Annotated in this window: 15 protein-coding genes; 8 read left to right on the forward strand and 7 right to left on the reverse strand. The window is 72.0% G+C overall.

Going from position 1 to position 17256, the window contains the following annotated elements; all coding sequences use genetic code 11:
- The gene (locus ACFS27_RS09980; RefSeq protein ID WP_377182450.1) at positions 1–696 is read left to right on the forward strand and encodes a TetR/AcrR family transcriptional regulator; all 696 of its coding nucleotides are present in this window, start codon (positions 1–3) and stop codon (positions 694–696) included.
- 3 nt (positions 697–699) lie between these two features.
- On the opposite strand, the gene ACFS27_RS09985 is transcribed toward ACFS27_RS09980, so the two are convergent.
- A complete protein-coding gene (locus tag ACFS27_RS09985) occupies positions 700–1671 on the reverse strand; it encodes a glycoside hydrolase family 6 protein (RefSeq protein ID WP_377182452.1) in 972 nt (323 codons plus the stop codon).
- A 100-nt stretch (positions 1672–1771) separates the two neighbouring features.
- Positions 1772–3469, reverse strand: coding sequence for a phosphoglucomutase (alpha-D-glucose-1,6-bisphosphate-dependent) (gene pgm, locus ACFS27_RS09990; protein ID WP_377182454.1), 1698 nt, complete (start codon positions 3467–3469; stop codon positions 1772–1774).
- A gap of 74 nt (positions 3470–3543) precedes the next feature.
- On the opposite strand from pgm, the gene ACFS27_RS09995 reads away from it, so the two are divergent.
- A complete protein-coding gene (locus ACFS27_RS09995; RefSeq protein WP_377182456.1) occupies positions 3544–3879 on the forward strand; it encodes a rhodanese-like domain-containing protein in 336 nt (111 codons plus the stop codon).
- 27 nt (positions 3880–3906) lie between these two features.
- Here ACFS27_RS09995 and ACFS27_RS10000 read toward each other — a convergent pair whose 3' ends face one another.
- Positions 3907–5574: a glycoside hydrolase family 10 protein gene (locus tag ACFS27_RS10000; RefSeq protein WP_377182458.1), complete on the reverse strand. Its 1668-nt coding sequence runs from the start codon at positions 5572–5574 to the stop codon at positions 3907–3909.
- 378 nt (positions 5575–5952) lie between these two features.
- On the opposite strand from ACFS27_RS10000, the gene ACFS27_RS10005 reads away from it, so the two are divergent.
- From ACFS27_RS10005 to ACFS27_RS10015, 3 genes are read left to right on the forward strand one after another with little or no spacing between them, the layout of a single operon-like run.
- On the forward strand, positions 5953–6396 hold the full coding sequence (locus ACFS27_RS10005) for a hypothetical protein (RefSeq protein WP_377182460.1): 444 nt from the start codon (positions 5953–5955) through the stop codon (positions 6394–6396).
- Complete coding sequence (locus tag ACFS27_RS10010) at positions 6393–7364, forward strand: hypothetical protein (RefSeq protein ID WP_377182462.1); 972 nt, start codon at positions 6393–6395, stop codon at positions 7362–7364. Before ACFS27_RS10005 ends, ACFS27_RS10010 begins: the two co-directional genes overlap by 4 nt.
- Complete coding sequence (locus tag ACFS27_RS10015) at positions 7361–8812, forward strand: phytoene desaturase family protein (RefSeq protein ID WP_377182464.1); 1452 nt, start codon at positions 7361–7363, stop codon at positions 8810–8812. The genes ACFS27_RS10010 and ACFS27_RS10015 overlap by 4 nt, the downstream gene beginning before the upstream one ends.
- Before the next feature lie 15 nt (positions 8813–8827).
- Here ACFS27_RS10015 and ACFS27_RS10020 read toward each other — a convergent pair whose 3' ends face one another.
- Entirely contained in the window at positions 8828–9136 is a 309-nt protein-coding gene (locus tag ACFS27_RS10020; RefSeq protein WP_377182466.1) for a GNAT family N-acetyltransferase, read from the reverse strand.
- Between the two features lie 80 nt (positions 9137–9216).
- Between ACFS27_RS10020 and ACFS27_RS10025 the strand changes: the two genes are divergently transcribed.
- From ACFS27_RS10025 to ACFS27_RS10035, 3 genes are all read left to right on the forward strand, one after another.
- Positions 9217–10437, forward strand: coding sequence for an MFS transporter (locus tag ACFS27_RS10025; protein WP_377182468.1), 1221 nt, complete (start codon positions 9217–9219; stop codon positions 10435–10437).
- 97 nt (positions 10438–10534) lie between these two features.
- Positions 10535–10999: an NfeD family protein gene (locus ACFS27_RS10030; RefSeq protein ID WP_377182470.1), complete on the forward strand. Its 465-nt coding sequence runs from the start codon at positions 10535–10537 to the stop codon at positions 10997–10999.
- A gap of 101 nt (positions 11000–11100) precedes the next feature.
- The gene (locus ACFS27_RS10035) at positions 11101–12579 is read left to right on the forward strand and encodes a flotillin family protein (protein ID WP_377182472.1); all 1479 of its coding nucleotides are present in this window, start codon (positions 11101–11103) and stop codon (positions 12577–12579) included.
- 68 nt (positions 12580–12647) lie between these two features.
- Here the strand turns inward: ACFS27_RS10035 and ACFS27_RS10040 are convergent, their stop codons facing one another.
- From ACFS27_RS10040 to ACFS27_RS10050, 3 genes are all read right to left on the reverse strand, one after another.
- Positions 12648–13958: an MFS transporter gene (locus ACFS27_RS10040; protein WP_377182474.1), complete on the reverse strand. Its 1311-nt coding sequence runs from the start codon at positions 13956–13958 to the stop codon at positions 12648–12650.
- A gap of 287 nt (positions 13959–14245) precedes the next feature.
- A complete protein-coding gene (locus tag ACFS27_RS10045) occupies positions 14246–15508 on the reverse strand; it encodes a hypothetical protein (protein WP_377182476.1) in 1263 nt (420 codons plus the stop codon).
- 81 nt (positions 15509–15589) lie between these two features.
- Positions 15590–17182, reverse strand: a complete 1593-nt coding sequence (locus tag ACFS27_RS10050; RefSeq protein WP_377182478.1) for a hypothetical protein — start codon at positions 17180–17182, stop codon at positions 15590–15592.
- Between the last annotated feature and the right edge of the window lie 74 nt (positions 17183–17256).

A 17256-nucleotide genomic window follows, 5' to 3' on the forward strand; every position in this document is an offset into this window, starting at 1 on the left:
GTGACCTCTGAGCACGCCACCGACGTCGGCTCCGGGTCGTCCGTCGAACGTGCGCTCGCCACGGCGCTGACCCCCCGACGCGAACGAACCCGCGAGCGCCTGCTCGACGCCGCCTTCACCGTCTTTGCGCACCACGGCATCCGTGGTGCGTCCATCGAGGCCGTCTGCGAGGCCGCCGGGTTCACGCGCGGCGCGTTCTACTCGAACTTCAGCAGCAAGGAGGAGCTGTTCCTCGCGCTCGCCGAACGGGCGATGCGCCAGCAGCTCGCCTCGCTGGAGTCCATCGGCAAGGAGCTGGAGCCGGACATCGTCCGGGGCGGCTGCGTGGACCACGACGCGATCCGCACCATCCTCTCGGTGGTGGTGACGGACCCGGGGGACGCGCGGCAGTGGTCGCTGATGCGCGCAGAGCTGGAGCTGCTCGCGATGCGCGACCCCGCCGTCGGCCGGCCGTTCCAGGCGCAGGAGGAGATGCTCCGCACCGAGGTCGGCGCCGCCATCGAGCGGATCCTCGCGGACCTCGGCCTGCGGTTCACCGTCGACCAGCGCACGGCGGTCGACCTCCTGCTCAGTATCTACGAGTCGTCCGCCCGGACCGCCGTGGTCGCGCGGCCAACGGACGAGGACGGCGATGCCGCACCCGACACCGCCGTCCTGAGCGAGCTGGTCAACCTCCTGGTGACGACCGCCGACTGAGCCTCACCAGCTCGCGTTGGCCGCGAGCTCCAGGGCGATCTCCTGCCACCACTGGCCGGCCGCAGGACCGCCGTTGCACGCGCCGTCCGACTCGCCGGGGAGCTTGACCCACAGGAGCGCGTCGAGGCCCGTCCCGTCCTCGACGACCCGCGGCCGCTCACCCAGCGCTCGTCCGCGCGGGTTGCACCACTCACCGTTCGACCCGTTGCCGTTGCGCGACGTGTCGATCACGTAGGGCCGCCGGCCCACCTGCGAAGAGACCTGCTCGGCGTACGCCTGGGTGTCCGCGGTGGTCTGGTAGTTCGAGGTGTTGAGCGCGAACCCGACGGCGTCGCGGAAGCCGATCAGCTCCAGCCGCCGCGCGGCCTCGCCCGTACCCAGCCACCCCGAGTGCCCGGCGTCGATGTAGACGCGAGCCCCTGCGCCGGCCAGCGACGTCGCCGCGTACCGCAGATACCCGACGCGGTCGCCCTGCCCGTCGCAGTCGCCGAGCTGGGCCAGCGCGTCCGGCTCGAGGATCACTATCGGGTTGCCCTCGATGCCCGACGCCACCGTGTCCACCCAGCGCGCGTACTCACTCTCGGGCACACCGCCGCCGGAGTGGTTGCCGCAGTCCCGGCCCGGGATCGCGTACACCGTCAGGATCCCGGTCTGCCCGGCGGCCGCGGCCCTGCCCGTGTAGTCGGCGACCTGCTCGCGGGTCTGGTCGGCGTCGGCCCAGTCGCCCACCCAGTACGCCTGCGGCGTCAGGGCGATCTTCCCGAGCAGCTCCTTGTCCTGGCCGCTCGCCGCCTCCCATGCCGCGTACGCCTGTGTGGTGGGGTCGACGTAGAGGTCCGACGCCGCCGTCTCGGCAGCGCTCAGGCTGGTCACTCCCGCCGTAGCGGTCTGCGACACCGCGACGGCGCCGGTAGTCATGAGTGCGAGGGCTGCGGCCAGGGCCGCCGTTCGGGTACGACGTCGTACGCGAGGCATGGCGCTCTCCGTTCAGTCGGGTTCACCCCGGCCGGACCGGCCGGGGTGTACCCGCGTGACGCTAGGAAGAACGCCGCTGCCCCGGAAGCACGCGAAACGTTTAGGCGAGGGCCTCGTCGACCAGCGCCTTCGCGGCCTGCTGCACCTCGGTGAGGTGCTCGGCGGACACGAACGACTCCGCGTAGATCTTGTAGACGTCCTCGGTGCCGCTCGGTCGCGCGGCGAACCACGCGTCCGCCGTCGTGACCTTGAGGCCGCCGATCTTCGCGCCGTTGCCCGGCGCCTCGGTGAGCTTCGCCGTGATGTCCTGGCCGGCGAGCGTGGTGGACGTGACGTCCGACGGCGACAGCGCGCCGAGCCGGGCCTTCTGCTCCCGGGTGGCCGCTGCGTCGACCCGGGCGTACCAGCTCGTCCCGTAGCGCTCGACCTGCGACGCGTGGTGCTCGGACGGCGACCTGCCGGTGGCCGCCGTGATCTCGGAGGCGAGCAGCGCGAGCAGGATCCCGTCCTTGTCCGTCGACCAGACGCGGCCGTCCTTGCGCAGGAACGACGCACCCGCCGACTCCTCCCCGCCGAACCCGACCTCGCCGGAGAGCAGTCCGGGGACGAACCACTTGAAGCCGACCGGCACCTCCAGGAGGCGCCGGCCCAGCCCGCCGGCCACCCGGTCGATGAGCGCTGAGGACACGAGGGTCTTGCCGATCGCGGCGTTGGAGGGCCAGCTCGGCCGGTTCCCGCCGTACAGGTACTCGATGGCCACCGCGAGGAAGTGGTTGGGGTTCATGAGGCCGTCGGCAGTGACGATGCCATGCCGGTCCGAGTCGGCGTCGTTGCCCGTGGCGATGTCGAACGGCGCCGGTCCCGTCGAGCCGTCCGCGCCGCCGGTCATCCGCTGCACCAGCGACGCCATCGCGTACGGCGAGCTGCAGTCCATGCGGATCTTGCCGTCCCAGTCGAGCGTCATGAAGGCCCAGCGGGGGTCGACCCGCGGATTCACGACGGTGAGGTCGAGGTCGTACCGGTCGGCGATCGCACCCCAGTACTCGACCGACGCCCCACCGAGCGGGTCTGCACCGATCCGCACGCCCGACGCCCGGATGATCTCGAGGTCGAGCACGTTCGCGAGGTCGTCCACATAGGAGGACAGGAAGTCGTGACGGTGCGTCCGGTCGGAGCCCAGCGCGGTGTCGAGGGACACCCGCTTCACCTGCCCGACGCCGGTGCGCAGGATCTCGTTGGCCCGGTCGGCGATCCACCCGGTCGCGGCGGAGTCGGCGGGGCCACCGTGCGGCGGGTTGTACTTGAACCCGCCGTCGCGTGGCGGGTTGTGCGACGGCGTCACCACGATCCCGTCCGCCAGCCCGGCGCCGGACGCGGCCAGGCCGGGCGTCCCCTCGGCGAACCGCGTCTGGTTGTGCAGCAGGATCGACTGGCTGACGGCGGGGGTCGGCGTCCACGAGTCACGGGCGTCGACCATGACGTCGACCTCGGCCGCTGCGAGCACCTCCAGCGCCGTCTGCCAGGCCGGGCGGGACAGCGCGTGCGTGTCCCGCCCGATGAACAGCGGGCCGTCGGTGCCCTGATCACGCCGGTACTCCACGATCGCGGCGGTGATCGCGACGATGTGGGCCTCGTTGAAGGCGTGGTCGAGGCTCGACCCACGGTGACCGGAGGTCCCGAAGGCGACCTGTTGGCCAGGGTCGTCAGGGTCGGGCGAGAGGTCGTAGTAGGCGCCGACCACCTGGTCGACGTCGATCAGGTCGCTGGGCTGGGCGGGGGTACCGGCACGCGCATCCATGCAGGTGATACTGCCAGGTACCGGGCACGTCCGTCGCGACCGGGGCGCTCGGGTCGCCGTCGTAGGCTGGAGGCATGTTCCCGCCGATGCTGCCAGAGGTCCCCACGGTCCACCCCCGCGAGCTCGACCCGGCCTCCCCCGTTCCCGACGGGTCCATCCTCCTGGACGTGCGCGAGCAGGACGAGTGGGACGCCGGTCACGCCCCGGGTGCCGTGCACATCCCGCTGAGCGACCTCCCCGCGCGGTACGGCGAGCTGGACGCCGACTCCCAGGTCCTGGTCATGTGCCACTCCGGCGGCCGTTCGGCCCGCGCGACGCAGTGGCTCAACGACGCGGTGGGCTTCGAGGCGACGAACCTGGACGGCGGCATCGTCGCCTGGCAGGGCGCCGGGCTGCCCGTCGAGCGCTGAGGCGCCCGCCTGCCAGCCGGACGGCGCCTAGCTCGTGGTGCGCGGCTGGCTCGGGTCCGTCTCGTTCCAGACCCGGTCCAGAGCGGTGACGACGTAGGTGTAGTCCGTGCCCGCTTCGGCCGAGGTGTCGAGCCACGACTGGACGCGCCCGCCGGCTGAGCGGAACGTCCCCACGAGGTTCGCCGGGTCGTCGGTGTCCACGAAGTCCGCGGTCCCCGAGACGCGGTACACCGCGAACGCCGTCGCCCGTGCGGCCTTGGTGCCGATGTCCGCCAGGTGCAGGCGGATGCCGTCGCGCACCCGGCGGGCGTTCGCGAGGACCGGGGTGACCACCGGATCTGCCGGCAGGTGCGGCATCAGCGGCATCAGCGCCGGGTACTGGTAGTGGTCCTCGACGACCTTCGACATGCCACCCTGCGCGTCGACGGGTATGTGCTTCGCCGAGTAGTAGACGTTGCCGTGGATCGGTCCGACGTCGCGGCTGACCTCGCGGCACAGGTCGAGGTGGTTCGTGAGCTCTGCCGGGTCGGTGAAGACCCCGCTCGTCATCTTGTACAGGGCCTCGCCGACGTAGAGCTGCGTGCCGGACTGCGCGGCGACCTCTGCCCACCACGGGACGAGGGCCGCATAGTCGGCGACCGCAAGACCGATCTGCCAGTAGATCTGCGGGTTGATGTAGTCGAGCCACCCCTCGAGCACCCACTTGCGGGTGTCCGCGAACTGGTCGTCGTACGACTCCGAGCCGCCGGTGTCCGAGCCCAGCGGGTCGGTGCCGGCGTTGCGCCAGATGCCGAACGGGCTGATGCCGAACTTCACCCACGGCTTGGTCGCCTTGATCCGCACGCTCATCGTCTCGACGAAGCGGTCGACGTTCCCCCGCCGCCAGTCCTCGATCGTGTCGAAGCCTGCGCCGTACTGCTCGTAGGTGGCCGCGTCGGGCAGCACCTGGCCGGCCACCGGGTACGGGTAGAAGTAGTCGTCGAAGTGCACACCGTCGATGTCGTAGTTCCGGACCGCGTGCAGGATCGCCTGCTGGATGTGCTCCTGCGCCTCGGGGATGCCCGGGTCGAAGTAGAGCTTGCCGCCGTACGCCCACACCCAGTCCGGGTGCTGCCGCGCCGGGTGGTCCGCGACGAGCTGCGCCGGGTCGGTCTGCATCGACACGCGGTACGGGTTGAACCAGGCGTGCAGCTCGATGTTGCGCTTGTGCGCCTCCTCCACCATGAACCCGAGCGGGTCGTAGCCCGGGTCCTGGCCCTGCGTGCCCGTCAGGTACTGGGACCACGGCTCGTACGGGCTCTCGTAGAAGGCGTCGGCAGTCGGCCGCACCTGCACGAACACCGCGTTCAGCCGGTTCTCCTCCGCAACGTCGAGCCAGTGCAGGAACTCGGCCTGCTGGGTGGCGGCGTCGAGCCCGCTCGTCGACGGCCAGTCGATGTTGGCCACCGAGGCGATCCACATGGCCCGCAGCTCGCGCTTGAGGTCCGAGGCCGACGACGGCTGCGGCGTGGCGTTCCCCGTCATGGCCGGAGCGCCGAGCGCGGTCGCCGGGTCGAGGGCGGCGATCGTGACGCTGATCGCCGCTGCGGCGGTGCCCGCCGTCGCCATGGTGAGAAACTCACGGCGGCCGAACCCCGACGTCAGGCCGGACAGCTTGGCCGGTGGATGCGACGTGGTGCGCGCATACGCGGGCATGGGTGTCGCCTCATGGCGGGCGGGGTGCCTCACGTGCTTGACCTCCGGTACTGGCTGCTGGGGGTTGGTGCCGTGGTGCTCTCTGTTGTGTTCGTACGCTGTGCTGCGGCATGTTGCTACGTTGGCCGGCGCCGGTCCGGAACACTGAGGTGACGAACAATGCCACCGGGCGACGCCGTGGGGAAACTCTCGCACATGTCGCTTCGGATGTGAAGTTTGCAGTGTGGTCGAGATTGTGAAGCTTATTTTCACACCCGGTATGCCGGGGTTCGAGGGGCCCGTCGCGACGCGCACGCCTACGACGTGCAGGAACGGTGGTCATTTCGCATCGGCCCCACACGTCGTCAACCTTTGCCGCCGTCCGAGCGTGAACAGCGCGTGACAGAACAGACGACGAACCCGGCCAACCGCGCCCGACGCCTCGCCCGCGGCGTCGCCTACGGTGCGCCGGCGCTGCTGCTGGCCGTCGCCATCGCCGGCGTCGACTTCTGGCCGTTCTCGGCCTACCGCTTGTTCAGCACCGTCCGCAGCGACGCGACCTCGAGCCAGCAGCTGGTGGTCAGCTTCGCCGACGGCACCGAGCGGGCGGTGAGCTGCGTCGACCACCCCGTGCTCAGGGAGACCATGCGGTTCGTGCCCAAGCTCGCCGTCATCGACGCACGGACCCGCGACGTCATGCTCGACACGTGGTTCGCCGACTGCGACATCGACGGCGCCGACGTGGTGCGGGTCCGCATCGACCGGGTGGACCGGACCGTCGACCCGGTCACCCACGTGACGACCGAGACCGCTGTGACCACCGTGTGGAACGAGCTCCTGTGAGCCGGCTCGTCCGCGCCGGGCTCGGCCGGGTCCGGTCACTGGGCCGCAGGATCGACGCCGCCGTCGTCGCCCCGGGTCGTCCGGGCTCCGTGGTCCTGCTGCAGGTGGCCCTTGCCCTGATCATCGCGTCTCGCCTGCTGGCGCACGACTGGATCCTCATCTCCGAGCGCCCGGCCGAGCTCACCCATCACCTCTGGATCCTTGGCTGGCTACCGCACCTGCCCCCGCCTGCGCTCGTCGCGATCCAGGTCGCCGGGCTCGCCGGCGCGGCTCTCGTGGTGGCCCGCAGAGCACCCCGGGCGGGCCTCGTGCTCTCCTGGCTCTCGCTCCTGGTCCTCGCCGGGCTCTGGGGAGCGTCCGGAAAGTTCCACCACAACGACGTCCTGCTGCTCACCGCTACCTTCCCCGTCCTGTTCGCGCGCGCGCCGGTCCGCGCCCACCCCTCCACCGATCCCGCCGACCGGATGGCCCATGCGGTGACCTGGGGATGGACGCCGCGGGCCGCGCTCGCGGTGGTCGGCTGCGTCTACTTCCTCACCGGCCTGCAGAAGGTGCGGCACAGCGGCCTGGCCTGGGTGTTCTCCGACAACATGTCGTGGGTGCTCCTACAGGGAGCCGATTCGTCCCCGGTCAGCACCGAGCTCGTGCGCTCGCTGGCCGAGACCCCCGTGCTGCCCCAGCTGCTCGCCGGTGGCGCGCTGGCCCTGGAGCTCGCCGCGCCGCTCCTCCTGTGCTGGCGCCCGACCCGGCTGGTGTTCGCCGGTGCCGTGACCGCCATGCACCTGTCCATCTGGGTGTGCCTGGGTCTCGACTACTCACCGTGGTGGCTCACCGTCTGGGCCGTCACGATCGCGACCGGGGTACCGACCGGATGGGCGGCGGTGCGAGAAAGGGTCGCCCTGCGGCGAGCCGGGCCCGTACCCCTCGACCCCGAGAACGCCCTGGACCTACCGGCGGCGCGCGGATGAGCGGCGGCGTCGTCGTGGTCGGTTCCGGGCCCAACGGGCTGGCGGCGGCGGTCACGCTCGCCCGCGCCGGCGTGCCCGTCACCGTCCTGGAGGAGCAGGAGACGGCCGGCGGCGGGGCCCGGACGCTCGATCTGGGCCTGGCACCCGGCGTCGTGCACGACATCTGCTCGGCCGTGCACCCGATGGCAGCGGCCTCGCCCTTCTTTCGCGAGCTGGACCTGGGGGCGCTGGGGGTCGAGCTGCTGACGCCCGAGGTGTCCTACGCCCAGCCGCTCCCCGGCGGCCGGGCAGGGATCGCGTACCGGTCGCTCCCCGCCACGACGGCTGGCCTGGGTGCCGACGGTCCGGCATGGGAGAGCCTGCTGGGCGTGCTCGCTCGACGTTGGGACCGCCTGGCTGAGCTAGGGCTCGGGGACCTGCACCGGGTACCGGGCCAGGTTCGCCCGAGCGACCTTCCGCTGCTCACCCGGCTCGCCGTGGGTGTGCTGGAGCAGGGCACACCCGCGTGGGGGGCCAGGTTCCGCGGTGACGTGGCCCCCGCTCTGCTCTCCGGCGTGGCCACCCACGCCATCGCCCCGCTGCCGTCGGTCCCTGCGGCGGCCGTTGCGCTCGTGCTCGCGGCGCTCGCGCACTCCCCTGGCGGCTGGGCGGTCCCGCGAGGCGGGTCCGGCGCCCTGGCGAACGCGCTGGTGCGCGACCTGGAGAACCACGGCGGCACCCTCGTGACGGGACATCCGGTGCGCACCCGCTCGGACCTGCCGCCGGCCCGGGTGTACGTCTTCGCGACGGCGCCGGGCGTCGTCGCGCGGGTGCTCGGCGACGAGCTGCCGGCCGGCGCCCGCCGTCGGCTCGCGGGGTTCCGGCACGGCAACGCCGCCGCCAAGGTGGACTTCGTGCTGTCGGGCCCGGTTCCATGGACCGTGCCCGACGTCGGACGCGCCGGGACCGTGCACGTCGGCGGGACCAGGGCCGAGGCCGCCGCCGCCGAACGCGAGGTGGCCGCTGGACGGCACGCCGAGCGGCCCGTCTGCCTGGTCTCCGACCCGGCAGTGAGCGATCCCGGCCGCGAGGTCGGCGGCCTGCGACCCCTGTGGTCCTACGCCCACGTGCCGGCCGGGTCGGACCTCGACGTCACCGAGGCGGTGACCCGTCAGATCGAACGGTTCGCCCCGGGGTTCCGGGATGTGGTCGTCGCTGCGCGCTGCGTACCGGCCGCGCGGATGTCCGGCCACGACGCGGCGCTGGTCGACGGCGACATCCTCGGCGGCGCGCTCACGGTCCCGCGCCTCGTGTCCGGCCCCGCGCGCCGCTGGGACCCCTACGCGACCGGAGCGCCGAACGTCCTGCTCTGCTCGTCGTCGACGCCGCCAGGGCCCGGGGTGCACGGGCTGGGCGGGCTGTACGCCGCCCGTCGGGTCCTCCGGCTGCTCGGTGCGGACGTGGGGTAGCCGGCGCCCGCCGACTCACGCCGTGGAGGTGTCCCGGAGCAGGTCGTCGTACTCGGGCGTGTGCTTCTCCACGTACGAGCGGATGTAGGGGCACATCGGCACGATCGTGCCCCCGGCCTCGCGCACCATGCCGAGCGCCTCCTTCGCGAGCCGCCCTGCCAGGCCCTGGCCTCCGTACTCCTCGAACACCTCCGTGTGCACGAAGACGACCGACCCCGAGTCGATCTCATAGGCGGCGAAGCCGGCCAGGGTGCCGTCGACGCTCACCTCGAAGCGGGACTCCTCGGGGTTGTCGGCCACTGTCACCTGCGGTTCATCGGTCATGGGGACCATCGTGGGCCCTCGGAGCGACCGCCTGCCACATCGGCGGGGCCGGTGTCAGTGGCCGGTGGGACACTCGAGCCGTGCCAGAGACCGTCGCCTCACCCCGCTCCAACCCGTACGCGGCAGTGCTCCGCACTCCCGGAGCACTCAGGTTCTCCGCGGCGGGCTCCCTCGCTCGTCTGCCCATGTCGATGGTCGGCATCGGCGCCGTGCTCATGGTGCAGGGCCTCTACGACAGCTACGCCATGGCGGGCCGGGTGGCGGCCGTGCTCGGGCTCGCGCAGGCCTTCCTCGCCCCACAGATCGCGCGCTGGGTGGACCGTCGTGGCCAACGGACGGTGCTGCTGCCGGCCCTCGTCGTGTCCGTCGTCGGCCTGGGCGGTCTCGTCACGGCCGCGGTACTGGGCGCTCCCGAGTGGGTGCTGTGGCCGTTCGCCGTGCTCGCCGGCGGCAGCCAGGGCTCGTACGGCTCCATGGTCCGTGCGCGGTGGAACCATGCGCTCGACGACCCGCGCCGCCTGCACACCGCGTACTCGCTGGAGTCCTCGATCGACGAGCTGGTCTACATCGTCGGCCCCGTGCTCGCCACGGTGCTCGCGACGGCGGTCGCTGCGCCGTCGGCCCTGATCCTCGCCGGGGTCGCGGCCGTGGTGGGCGGCCTCCTGTTCGTGGTGCAGCGCGCCACGGAGCCGCCCGTCGTGGTGCCAGACACCGCTGTGCGCAGCCGCCCCGTCGTGCTCACTCCCGGCATGCCGGTGATGGTGCTCGTCTTCATCGCGATGGGCGTGATCTTCGGCTCCATGGAGGTCGCCACCGTGGCGTTCGCCGAGGGCCTCGGCAGCAAGGGCCTGTCGGGCGTGGTGCTCGCGGTCTTCGCACTGGGCTCGATGCTCGCCGGGCTCGCGTACGGGGCGCGCCACTTCACCAGCCCGCCGGCACGCCGGTTCGTGATCGGGATGGCGGCGCTCGGCCCGGGTGTGTCGCTCTACCTGCTGGCGCAGTCGCTCTGGGTGCTGGCGATCGCGATGTTCGTCGCCGGCCTCGCCATCGCCCCCACCGTCATCACGGGCAACGGCTTGGTACAGGACATGGTCGGCAGGCACCAGCTCACCGAGGCCCTGACGTGGGTAGGTACGTCGATCGGCATCGGAGCCTCGCTCGGTGCGTGGCTCGCGGGGGCACGTGTGGAGGTCGCCGGGCCGGAGGCGGGCTTCCTCATCACCGTAGGAGCTGCGTGGTTCGCGACCCTGCTGACCCTGGCCGCGAGCCGCACGCTCCGGCGCCAGTCGGCGGCGCGCTAACGGGCGCGTCGCGTTTCACCCTGTTGACGCCCGGATGCCAAGCGCTCGCCTGATACGTTGCATCCGACTTTTCCAAATCTTCACGAATGGAACCGGGATGCTCGTCTTCATCATCATCGGTCTTCTCGGGCTCGCGCTCGCCGTCGCCTCGCTCGTGTTCGGCGACTTCCTGGACCTGGCCGACGGCGCCCTCTCTGGCACCTCGCTGGGCGCTGGGGGGATGCTGTTCGGCGCTACCGGCATGGTCGTGCTGTCCTCCGGCCTGGAGCCGTGGGTCGCCTATCCGGCAGGGCTCGTGGTCGCGATCCTGGTGATCATCCTCGTCAACGTGCTGCTCAAGCGCCTCAAGGCGGGCGACGACGGCACTCCCGTCTCGCTCGTGGGCGCTCAGGGCTCGGTCACGTCCGACGTCGACCGCGGCCACGGTGAGGTGTCTCTCGACGCCGCCACGGAGCTCGAGACCCGGCTGGCCTTCTCCGACGAGCCCATCGAGCACGGCACGCGGATCGTCGTCGTCGAGCAGCACGGTGCCCGGGTCAAGGTCGAGCCAGTGCCGCGCTGAGACGCGTCACCGGCATCAGCAGTCCCCCGTCCCCGTACAACCACATATCCGGCCGGGACCGTCCGCGTGCCTGGCCATCGCACCACACCCCAGGAGCTGAGATGGAAATGACCGGTCAACTAGTGGGCGTCATCGCCGTAGTGGCAGCCGTCCTCGCGATCTTCCTCGTCCTCGCGTTCGTCGCGAGCCGGATCAGGCGCGTCCCGCCGAACGAGGCCCTGATCATCGTGGGCCGTGGCGCAGGAAAGTCAGAGGCCCAGCTGGCGAGCCAGCGCGTCGTCGTCGGCGGCCGCGCGTTCGTGTGGCCGGTGCTGCAGCAGGGCTTCGCGATCTCCCTGGAGCAGCGGCAGATCGGCATCACCGTCGAGGGTGTCGACAAGAACCGCATCAAGATTGCGATCAAGGCGTCGATCAACTTCAAGGTGCGCGGGGACGAGGAGGGTGTCCGACGGGCGGCCCAGCGCTTCCTGTCACAGCAGCACCTGCTGACCGAGATCATCAAGGAGTCCCTCGAGGGCTCGCTGCGGTCGATCGTCGGCGACATGACGATCGAGCAGATCATCTCGGACCGCAAGGGCCTGTCCGACCGCGTGGTCCAGTCCACGAAGACGGACCTCTCGGAGCAGGGCCTCCAGGTCGACCTGCTCAACATCTCCGACATCTCGACCCCTGGATCGGACTACCTCGCGAACCTCGGCCGTGCCGAGGCCGCCAACGCCCGCCAGCTCGCCGAGGTCTCCGAGGCGGAGGCCAACCGGGCGTCCGAGTTCGCCGTGATCGAGGCGGCCGAGCAGATCGCCGAGCGCAAGAAGGCGCTCGACCTCAAGAAGGCCACGATCAAGGCCGTGACGGACAAGGCGAACGCCGAGGCCGACGCCGCCGGCCAGCTCGCCCGCGCCGAGCAGGACCGGCTCGTGGCCCAGCAGGAGCGCGAGGCCATGGCCGAGAAGGCTCGCGTGGAGCAGGAGCGCCTCGACATCGAGGTCCGCAAGCCCGCCGAGGCCCAGGCCTACGCGGAGGTCCAGGGCGCCACCGCGCGCCGTGACGCCGAGAACGCCGCCACGGAGGCCGAGGCGTACAAGCGCACCACCATCGCCCAGGCGAACAAGACGGCAGCGCTGCAGGACGCCGAGGCGTCCGCCGAGTCGGTCCGCCGTGCCGGTGAGGCCGAGCGCGACCGGCAGGTCGCTCTCGCGGCAGGTGTCGAGGCCGAGGGCCGGGCGCGAGCCATCGCCGTCGAGGCCGAGGGTCTCGCCGAGGCCACCGCCATCGACGCCAAGGCCGAGGCGCTGCGCAAGTACGGCGAGGCCGCCCTCGTGCAGGAGCTCATCGAGCGGATGCCGGACATCGTCCGCGCCGCCGCCGAGCCCATGGCCGCGATCCAGGGCATGACCGTGATCTCGACCGACGGGGCCTCCGCCATCACCAAGAACGTGGCGTCGGTGATCGGCGAAGGCCAGGGCGTCATCAAGCAGCTGACGGGCGTGGACATCAACCAGCTCATCTCGAACCTCGCCGGCTCGACGAACGGTGGCGCGTCCGGCCCCACCGACGTCTCCGGGGCCGCAGAGAAGAACTGACCCTCCGTCAGGGCTCGTCGAAGGTCTCAGACCCCCAGGTCACTCCGGTGACCTGGGGGTCTGGCGCGTCAGGGCTCCGGGTGGTGGGCGTCGTAGCGCCAGAAGCGGGGTGTCAGCCGGATGATCACCCAGAGCAGCACCAGGCACGTGAGGCCGCCGACGACGGCAGCCCAGCCCTCGCCGAACCACGTCGCCTCGACACCGAGCACCATCTCGCCGAGGCGCGGCCCGCCTGCCACCACCACGATGAACACGCCCTGCAGGCGCCCGCGCATGTGGTCCGGCGTCGCAGTCTGCAGGATGCTCTGCCGGAACACCGACGAGATGCTGTCGGAGCCGCCCGCGAAGGCGAGCGCGATCCCCGCCACCACGACGGCCCAGACGATCATCCCGTCCGGCGAGCCCCGCCCCACGAGCACGAGAACGAGCCCGAAGGCGGCGATCGACACGCCCCACGCCGTGATCGCCCAGACGATCACCTGCCCCTGCATGCGCATGCGCGTCAGCCCGCCCGAGAACACGCTCGCGAGGATGCCGCCGACCGCGAACGCCGCGGCGAGCACGCCCGTCGTCGTCTCGCCGCCGCCGAGGTAGATGACGCCGGCAGCCGGCCACAGGACGCGCGGAAAGGACAGGACCATGGCGCAGATGTCGACGAGGAACGTGGTGCGTACGTTGGGCTGGGTGGCGAGGTAGCGCAGGCCGTCCAGGACCGACCGCAGCCCGACGGCCCGCACGCGGCCCCGGCTGTTGAGCACGACGCCGACGGCGGCGTCGCGCTCGGGCGGCACGGGCGGCAGCCGGAACACCGACCAGAGGGCCGCGAGGAACAGCACCATGTCCAGCGTGTACGCCCAGGCATAACCGAGCTGTGCCACCAGGACGGCGCCGATCAGCGGCCCTCCGGTCAGCGCGACGTTCATGGAGAGCGTCGCCAGCGCGTTGGCCGCCGGCAGGAGCTCCTTGGGGAGCAGGCGCGGGATGATCGCCGACCGGGCCGGGTTGTTGATGGCGAACGCCGCGCTCTGCAGGGCGACCAGCCCGTACAGCAGCTCCACCGACTCGACCTCGAACCAGGCCTGCGCCGCGATACCCGCCACGACGACCCACAGCACGGACGAGGACAGGAGCGAGACCTTGCGCCGGTCGTAGTGGTCCACGAGCGCGCCGCCGTACAGGCCGAGCGCTACGAGCGGGACCAGCGAGAACAGGCCGAGCAGACCCACAGCGAGGGTAGATCCGGTCAGGGCGTAGATCTGGAGGCCGACCGCCACGATGGTCACCTGCGTGCCGATGTTCGAGATCGACAGCCCGAACCACAGCCGCCGGTAGTCGGGCGACACCTTCAGCGGGGTGGTGTCGGCGAGCAGATGGCGCATGGTGCTCCGATCGTAGGCCGCGCCGGATACCCGGCGGTGCATCTCGGAGGCAAGGACACCACCCGCACACGACAGAGCGGGCGCTCAGAACACCCCCAGATGTCCTGAGCTCCCGCTCTGTGTCTGTCCTGGTCCGCGGGCCGGGGCACCCCCCAGCGGCGCCCCGACCCTCGAACCTGCCGACCCGGGCCTGGTTCGGACCTCGCTCGCGAGCCACCTTGATGGCTCACGAACGAGGGCCGGACCCGGATCGTTTGTCGACCGGTAGAGCGTGGTCAAGCCACGCTCTACCGGCGACGCATTCGGAGCGCCGCGATCCCCAGCCCCAGAAGGAGCGAGATCAGCGAGAGCTGCCCCGTGATCATGTGGCCCGTCTCGGCGAGCGTGGCATCGGGCACGACCTGCCGTGCCGCCTCCGCTTCCGCCTCGGGCGCTGTCGATGTGCGGCGGTGCGGACCTTCGTCCATGTCGCCCGCCAGCATGGTCCCGCTGCTGGACGTCGGGACGGGACCGGCCGTGCCGCCCCAGGCGAGGTCGACTCCCTCCGAAGAGAGGTACTCGCCCGGACGAGGCGCGGCAGCGGACGTGCCGCGGTCCTTCTGGGCGCCCTGCCCGGAGCTGTCGGTGTCCGGTGCGCCCGTGCTGGATCCGTCTGAACCAGCGCCGACGGCCACCGATCCGGGCAGGCCGGCGCCGGGCAGCTCACCACCGGAGTAGCCGGTGCGCGGCTCAGTGGTGCGTGGCTCGGCGTGGTGCCCTTCTGCGATGTCCGGACGGTCGGCCGCTGCCTTGCCCGGACGTACTGGACGAGGCTCGGCGTCGCGACCGCTGGTACCGGGACGATCAGTGCCCCGGTCTGCGTCGGGGCCACCGCTTCCGGGGCGGCCCTTCCCGGGGCGATCGGCTCCGGGGCCTTCCGTTCCGGGCTCTTCCGTTCCAGGCTCTTCCGTTCCAGGCTCTTCCGTTCCAGGCTCTTCCGTTCCAGGCTCTTCCGTTCCAGGCTCTTCCGTTCCAGGCTCTTCCGTTCCAGGCTCTTCCGTTCCAGGCTCTTCCGTTCCAGGAAGATCGATGATCCCGGGGAGAGGGTCGGTACCCGGCTCCTCGGTACCCGGCTCCTCGGTACCCGGCTCCTCCGGCTGCGGCTCTTCCGGCTGCGGCCCGTCGCCGCCGCCCGGACCGACCCCCGTCAGCAGGTCGTCGACCAGGCCGTCCTCACCTAGCGTCCCGTCGACCACCCCTGCGACGTCGGCGCTCAGCAGCGACCGGACGACGCCCTTCGGTCCGACGACGTCGTCCACCAGGCCCGTCTCGCCGTCCGCCCCGGTGGCAGAGGTTCCCGCTGCATCGGCCCGCTCGCCTGCCGGAGACGTCCCTTCGGCCACGTCGAGGTGACCGCGCGCGGCGGGTGCTTCCTCGAACGTGCCGATGGTCTCCTGAGTGACTGGATCCAACCGGCCTTCCCCTGCGGCGTGCGCGGAGGAAGCGCCGACGACCACGAGGCCGCCCGCAACAAGTGCCGTGTACAGCACCCGTCGGATGTTTCTGTCCATGGGTCTCTCCTTGCCTGGCGTGGAGCCGACGGCAGATTCGCCGTCGGGAGGTGCCGCACATGAAGGCGCGGCCCAGCCAGGTCAGGCAGGAGAGACAGGAATATCCGCGTAGCTGCTCGACAGCTTGCCGCGCGACTCGTCGGTCGCCACGCGCCAGGAGCGCGCCCGGAAGACGAGCAGGGCGGAGAGCACCGCGAGGACCTCGCCGCCCAGCACCTTCAGCTGCGGTGCGCCGCCGCCCAGGAGTCCACCCGCGCCGGCGACGACCGCGTTCCCCGCACCACCGGCGGCGAACGGGAGCCCCGCGCCCAGAGGGACGGAGCCACCCGCGTGGACGACACCAGCCGTCGCGACGCTCAGGGCCGGCACGGTGTCCGCTGCGGTGGCGCCCTGGAGGGCGCTCACCGGCATCAGGCCGAGCGCCGCGTGCCGGGCCCCGAGGGAGGTCCGCTCAACGACCGCGACGTCACCGGGAGCCTGCAGCGCCCCCGGGTACGTCGACTCGCCGCTCGCGACCGGCCGGGTCGGGGCCAGCGTGCTGGGCGCAGGCACCGAAGGTCGGCCGGAGTGCTCCGGCACCAGGGCACCGGGCACCGGAGCGAGCGCCTCGATGACCGGGCTCAGCGGCTCGACGACCGGAGCGAGCGCCTCGCCCGCCGGCGTGAGGACGGGCACGAGCGTGTCCGTGACGGGCGCGGTCGCGGGCTCGAGCACCCGCACGATCGGGGTGGTCACGCCGCCCACGACGTCGGTCACCGGGGAGACCACATCGACCACGGGCTTCAGCAGCCCGTCGGTCACGGGGGCGAGCGGCGCGGTGACCGAGCCGAGCACCGGGGCCAGCGGAGCGACGACGTGCCCGACCAGGCCGGTCACCGGCGTCAGCAGCCCGCCAAGGGACCCGGTCACCGGCTTGACGACCTCGCCGGCCTGCTCCGTGACGGGCTTGAGGACCGGGTCAGCCACCTGCTCGACGGCCCCGACGGCGTCCGCGACGGGCTTCTCGGTGAGGCGCGTGAGAGCCTTGCCGACCGGCTCGGTCACCACCGTGCGGACCTGCTCGGTCACCGGCTTCAGCAGGCCGTCCGTGACCGGAGTCAGTGCGCTCTCGACGGTCCCGGTGACTGGCGTACCGGGCGTCCCGGCCGGCTCTGCGGCCGGCGCGCCTGCGGGCTTCGACGGGGCTGGCTCCGGCGGGGCAGGCTCCGACGGGGCAGGCTCCGACGGGGCAGGCTCCGACGCGGCGGGCTTCGGCGCAGCGGGCTTCGGCGCAGCGTGCTTCGGCGCAGCTTCCGTCGTGGCGTCCGGCCCGGCTCCCGACGGCTGTGTCGCTGCGTCAGCGGGCTCCGGCGCACCGGACGGCGTCGCGGGCGTGGCCTGAGCGGCCTGACCGGGCGCTGGAGCCACCGGCTCCGGAGCGGGCGGGGCCGACGCCGTGGGGAGACCGGCGGCCTGATCGGCCGCGGGCCTGGCCGACCCGAGCAGGTCGGTGGTTCGCGTGACGGTCTGCGCCGTCGCCTTCACCGTGTCGCCGAGGACGGAACCGAGTGGGCCGCGCTCCGTGGCTCCTGAGGGAGCCGCGAGCGTGACACCGAGAGCGAGGCCCGCTGCGCCGAGTGCGACGGTACCGACGGCACGCGCGACGGCGCGACGGAGGTGGCCCCCCGTGCTCATCGGCGCGTCCTTCGACATCGGTCTCCCGCTCTCCGGCCCGAGCGGGCCGCCAGCAGACATGCATACACATTTAA

The organism is Promicromonospora vindobonensis, from assembly GCF_042685865.1.
Taxonomy (GTDB): Bacteria; Actinomycetota; Actinomycetes; order Actinomycetales; family Cellulomonadaceae; genus Promicromonospora; species Promicromonospora vindobonensis.

What these genes read in the sequence shown, in the direction of transcription:
- ACFS27_RS10035 (WP_377182472.1), top strand. Translation starts at nt 11,101, where the DNA reads ATGGAAATGACCGGTCAACTAGTGGGCGTCATCGCCGTAGTGGCAGCC.
- ACFS27_RS10045 (WP_377182476.1), bottom strand. Translation starts at nt 15,508, where the DNA reads ATGGACAGAAACATCCGACGGGTGCTGTACACGGCACTTGTTGCGGGC.
- ACFS27_RS10050 (WP_377182478.1), bottom strand. Translation starts at nt 17,182, where the DNA reads ATGAGCACGGGGGGCCACCTCCGTCGCGCCGTCGCGCGTGCCGTCGGT.
- pgm (WP_377182454.1), bottom strand. Translation starts at nt 3,469, where the DNA reads ATGGATGCGCGTGCCGGTACCCCCGCCCAGCCCAGCGACCTGATCGAC.
- ACFS27_RS10000 (WP_377182458.1), bottom strand. Translation starts at nt 5,574, where the DNA reads ATGCCCGCGTATGCGCGCACCACGTCGCATCCACCGGCCAAGCTGTCC.
- ACFS27_RS10020 (WP_377182466.1), bottom strand. Translation starts at nt 9,136, where the DNA reads ATGACCGATGAACCGCAGGTGACAGTGGCCGACAACCCCGAGGAGTCC.
- ACFS27_RS10040 (WP_377182474.1), bottom strand. Translation starts at nt 13,958, where the DNA reads ATGCGCCATCTGCTCGCCGACACCACCCCGCTGAAGGTGTCGCCCGAC.
- ACFS27_RS10030 (WP_377182470.1), top strand. Translation starts at nt 10,535, where the DNA reads ATGCTCGTCTTCATCATCATCGGTCTTCTCGGGCTCGCGCTCGCCGTC.
- ACFS27_RS09995 (WP_377182456.1), top strand. Translation starts at nt 3,544, where the DNA reads ATGTTCCCGCCGATGCTGCCAGAGGTCCCCACGGTCCACCCCCGCGAG.
- ACFS27_RS10015 (WP_377182464.1), top strand. Translation starts at nt 7,361, where the DNA reads ATGAGCGGCGGCGTCGTCGTGGTCGGTTCCGGGCCCAACGGGCTGGCG.
- ACFS27_RS09985 (WP_377182452.1), bottom strand. Translation starts at nt 1,671, where the DNA reads ATGCCTCGCGTACGACGTCGTACCCGAACGGCGGCCCTGGCCGCAGCC.